The organism is uncultured Vibrio sp. (assembly GCF_947488985.1).
In the GTDB taxonomy this organism is placed as follows: Bacteria; Pseudomonadota; Gammaproteobacteria; order Enterobacterales; family Vibrionaceae; genus Vibrio.
Map to the genome: position 1 here is coordinate 1 of NZ_CANLBV010000331.1, position 354 is coordinate 354.

Sequence of the window (354 nt, forward strand, 5' to 3'; positions counted from 1 at the left end):
CAAAGCAGTGAGACCTATCAAACTGAGCAGGCAAAGAAACGAAAAAAACGTTCTAAAACAGGTAAAACCTGTTACCCCATTTCTATGTTTGAGTTTGACCAAGACGCTATGACTTGCCGTTGTCCTGCTGGAAATATGATGCGCCTCAGCAGCAAAAATGCCGTAATAAGCGGAGAGCGTGGTGCCCAATTTTGCGGTTATCTCAATGACTGTCGAAACTGTGTGCATCAACCCCAGTGCATGAGAAAGCCACCAGGTAAACAGCAAGGCCGACAAGTCTTCTTTATCTATAAAAACACCAAAGACTTTGACCACATGCAAGCCATGAAAGACAAGATTGATAGTCCCGAAGGC

At 44.6% G+C, this 354-nt stretch carries 1 protein-coding gene; it reads left to right on the forward strand.

The genetic code is table 11. The annotated features are described in order from the left end of the window. A partial coding sequence (locus Q1A70_RS20565; protein ID WP_299695922.1) for a transposase occupies nucleotides 1–354 on the forward strand: 354 nt, incomplete at both ends.